We start from the raw sequence: 4187 nt of genomic DNA, 5'->3' as shown, positions 1-4187 counted from the left end.
ACTGTTGAGGTGCTGTTGAAGGAAGCAGGGACTACTGAGTGCGATGCGGCTAATCTGAAACTTTCGAGTCTCACACAACTAGACCTCGTGGACAATAAAATCAGCGATATCAAACCATTGGAATCCTTGACTAACCTGACTTTGCTCTTCCTCACCAACAATCAAATCAGCGACCTCAAACCGCTAGAATCCTTGACTAACCTGAATTTGCTCAGCCTCGAAAACAATCAAATCAGCGACATCAAACCGCTAGAATCCTTGACTAACCTGACTTGGCTCGCTCTTAGCGACAATTCTATCAGCGACATCAAACCGCTAGAATCCTTGACTAACCTGACTTCGCTAGAGCTCAACTTCAATCAAATCGGTGACATCAAACCGCTAGAATCCTTGACTAACCTGACTTCGCTAGAGCTCAACGGCAATCAAATCAGCGACATCAAACCGCTAGAATCCTTGACTAAACTGACTGGGCTCGTCCTCAGCAACAATAAAATCAGCGACATCAAACCGCTAGAATCCTTGACTAACCTGACACACCTCGCTCTTAGCGACAATTCTATCAGCGACATCAAACCGCTAGAATCCTTGACTAAACTGACTTATCTCGATCTCGACAACAATCAAATCAGCGACATCAAACCGCTACAATCCTTGACTAACCTGACGAATCTCTTCCTCGAAAACAATAAAATTAGCGACATCAAACCGCTCGAATCCTTGACTAACCTGACTATGATATCCCTCAGCAACAATCAAATCAGCGACATCAAACCGCTCGAATCTTTGACTAAACTGACTGAGATTCCCCTCAGCGGAAATCCGATCGCTCCCAAAACTTGCCCACTCAAGCCAGAGTCTATCTGTAAGTGGGAACCCTTAAATTAAATGCTCAAACTTTACTGTTGGGGAAATTAGAGGTACAAGATTATGAAACTTATAGTTGCACACAAACACATGAAGTTACCAAAGTCGATCGCAGTTACTTGTTGTGCGATCCTAGCATTATCTGCAAATGGACTGTCTGCCAAGGCCGCAGAAACGCGATCGGAAAACAGTAGACGAACATTTGCTGACTGGTGTCGCCAAAAAGCTGATTTGAGTCCTGAAGCTAAACATACTGTTGAGGTGCTGTTGAAGGAAGCAGCGACTACTGAGTGCGATGCGGCTAATCTGAAACTTTCGAGTCTCACGGCACTAAACCTCGACAACAATCAAATCAGCGACATCAAACCGCTAGAATCCTTGACTAACCTGACTCATCTCTACCTTAGCAACAATCTTCTGGGCGACATCAAACCGCTAGAATCCTTGACTAACCTAACTACGCTCTGGCTCTTCGACAATCAGATCAGCGACATCAAACCGCTAGAATCCTTGACTAACCTGACGGAGCTCGACCTCAGCAACAATAAAATCAGCGACATCAAACCGCTAGAATCCTTGACTAACCTGACCGAGCTCGGTCTTAGCGGAAATCCGATCGCCCCCAAAACTTGCCCTCTAAAGCCAGAGTCTATCTGTATGTGGGGACCCTGAAATTAAATGCTCAAACTTTACTATTGGGGAAATTAGAGGTACAAGATTATGACACTTATAGTTGCACACAAACACATGAAGTTACAAAAGCCGATCGCACTTACTTGTTGTGCGATCCTAGCATTATCTGGAAATGGACTGTCTGCGAAGGCGGCAGAAACGCAACCGGGAAACAGTAGACGAACATTTGCCGATTGGTGTCGCCAAAAAGCTGATTTGAGTCCTGAAGCTAAACGTACTGTTGAGGTGCTGTTGCAGAAAGCTGAGACTACTGAGTGCGATGCGGCTAATCGGAAACTTTCGAGTCTCACAGGACTCGACCTCGACAACAATCAAATCAGCGACATCAAACCGCTAGAATCCTTGACTAACCTGACTGGGCTCTCCCTCAACAACAATCAAATCAGCGACATCAAACCGCTAGAATCCTTGACTAACCTGACTCATCTCAGCCTCGAAAACAATAAAATTAGCGACATCAAACCGTTAGAATCCTTGACTAACCTGACTTGGCTCGTCCTCGACAACAATCAAATCAGCGACATCAAATCGCTAGAATCCTTGACTAACCTGACTTGGCTCGTCCTCGACAACAATCAAATCAGCGACATCAAACCGCTACAATCCTTGACTAACCTGACTTTGCTCGGCATTGAAAAAAATCAAATCAGCGACATCAAACCGCTACAATCCTTGACTAACCTGACTTTGCTCGGCATTGGCGACAATCAAATCAGCGACATCAAACCGCTACAATCCTTGACTAACCTGATTGCGCTCGCGGTCGACAACAATCGAATCAGCGACATCAAACCGCTACAATCCTTGACTCAACTGAATTGGCTCTACCTCAGCGGAAATTCGATCGCTCCCAAAACTTGCCCACTCAAGCCAGAGTCTATCTGTAAGTGGGAACCCAGAAATTAAATGCTCAAACTTTGCAGTTGGGGAAATTAGAGGTATAAGATTATGACACTCATAGTTGCACACAAACACATGAACTTACCAAAGTCGATCGCACTTACAGGTTGTGCGATCCTAGCATTATCTGGAAGTGGACTGTCTGCGAAAGCAGCAGAAACGCAACCGGGAAACAGTAGACGAACATTTGCCGATTGGTGTCGCCAAAAAGCTGATTTGAGTCCTGAAGCTAAACGTACTGTTGAGTTGCTGTTGCAGTACGCTGAAACTACTGAGTGCGATGCGGCTAATCAGAAACTTTCGAGTCTCACCCAGCTCGCCCTCAGCAACAATCAAATCAGCGATATCAAACCGCTAGAATCCTTGACTAACCTGACTGATCTCGTCCTCAACAACAATCAAATCAGCGACATCAAACCGCTAGAATCCTTGACTAACCTGACTGATATCAGTCTCAACAACAATCAAATTAGCGACATCAAACCGTTAGAATCCTTGACTAACCTGACTTGGCTCGTCCTCAACAACAATCAAATCAGCGACATCAAACCGCTACAATCCTTGACTAACCTGACTGTGCTCGGCATTGAAAAAAATCAAATCAGCGACATCAAACCGCTACAATCCTTGATTAACCTGACTCATCTCGGCCTTGGCGACAATCAAATCAGCGACATCAAACCGCTACAATCCTTGACTAACCTGACTTTAGTAGGTCTTGGCGGAAATCCGATCGCTCCCAAAACTTGCCCACTCAAGCCAGAGTCTATCTGTGATTGGGAACGCTGAAATTAAATGCTAAAACTTTACAGTTGGGAAAATTAGAGGTAAAGGATTATGACACTCATAGTTGCACACAAACACATGAAGTTACAAAAGTCGATCGCACTTGCTTGCTGTGCGATCCTAGCATTATCTGCAAATGGACTGTCTGCCAAAGCAGCAGAAACGCGATCGGGAAACAGTAGACGAACATTTGCTGACTGGTGTCGCCAAAAAGCTGATTTGAGTCCTGAAGCTAAACGTACTGTTGAGTTGCTGTTGCAGAAAGCAAAGACTACTGAGTGCAATGCGGCTAATCGGAAACTTTCGAGTCTCACAGAACTCGACCTCGACAACAATAAAATCAGCGACATCAAACCGCTACAATCCTTGACTAACCTGACTCGGCTCGATATCGAAAAAAATCAAATCAGCGACATCAAACCACTAGAATCCTTGACTAAGCTGACTTGGCTCGTCCTCGACAACAATAAAATCAGCGACATCAAACCGCTACAATCCTTGACTCAACTATCTTTGCTCGGCCTCGAGAAAAATCTTCTCAGCGACATCAAACCGCTACAATCCTTGACTAACCTGACTTTGCTCGGCCTTGGCGACAATAAAATCAGCGACATCAAACCGCTACAATCCTTGACTAAGCTGATTTTGATCAGTCTCAAAAACAATCAAATCAGGGACATCAAACCGCTACAATCCTTGACTAACCTGAATTGGCTCGTCCTCGACAACAATCAAATCAGGGACATCAAACCGCTACAATCCTTGACTAACCTGACTGATCTCTACCTCAGCGGAAATCCGATCGCTCCCAAAACTTGCCCGCTCAAACCAGCGTCTATCTGTAAGTGGCAACCACAAACTAAACCATAAAACTTTACAGTTCCGAAAATTATAGCTACCAAATTAGGACACAAATCACCATAATTATCATTGGAAAGTCC

5 protein-coding genes are annotated in these 4187 nt (G+C 44.7%); all 5 read left to right on the top strand.

Annotation, left to right across the window (positions count from 1 at the left end; translation table 11 throughout):
* A partial coding sequence (locus ACUVJL_RS29715) for a leucine-rich repeat domain-containing protein (RefSeq protein WP_445249124.1) occupies positions 1-888 on the top strand: 888 nt, incomplete at its 5' end.
* Positions 889-930: 42 nt separating this feature from the next.
* Positions 931-1539, top strand: a complete 609-nt coding sequence (locus tag ACUVJL_RS29710) for a leucine-rich repeat domain-containing protein (protein WP_445249123.1) — start codon at positions 931-933, stop codon at positions 1537-1539.
* Between the two features lie 48 nt (positions 1540-1587).
* Positions 1588-2466: a leucine-rich repeat domain-containing protein gene (locus ACUVJL_RS29705; protein WP_445249122.1), complete on the top strand. Its 879-nt coding sequence runs from the start codon at positions 1588-1590 to the stop codon at positions 2464-2466.
* A 42-nt stretch (positions 2467-2508) separates the two neighbouring features.
* Entirely contained in the window at positions 2509-3249 is a 741-nt protein-coding gene (locus tag ACUVJL_RS29700; RefSeq protein WP_445249121.1) for a leucine-rich repeat domain-containing protein, read from the top strand.
* 48 nt (positions 3250-3297) lie between these two features.
* Positions 3298-4116 carry a leucine-rich repeat domain-containing protein gene (locus ACUVJL_RS29695; protein ID WP_445249120.1) on the top strand — a complete coding sequence of 273 codons (819 nt, stop codon included), beginning with the start codon at positions 3298-3300 and terminating at the stop codon, positions 4114-4116.
* The last annotated feature ends 71 nt before the right edge of the window (positions 4117-4187 follow it).

The sequence above is a fragment of the Microcoleus sp. OTE_8_concoct_300 genome (assembly GCF_031383065.1).
Classification (GTDB): Bacteria; Cyanobacteriota; Cyanobacteriia; order Cyanobacteriales; family Microcoleaceae; genus Microcoleus.
Note: the sequence above shows the minus strand (reverse complement) of the source record. Positions and strands in the feature narration are given on the sequence as shown.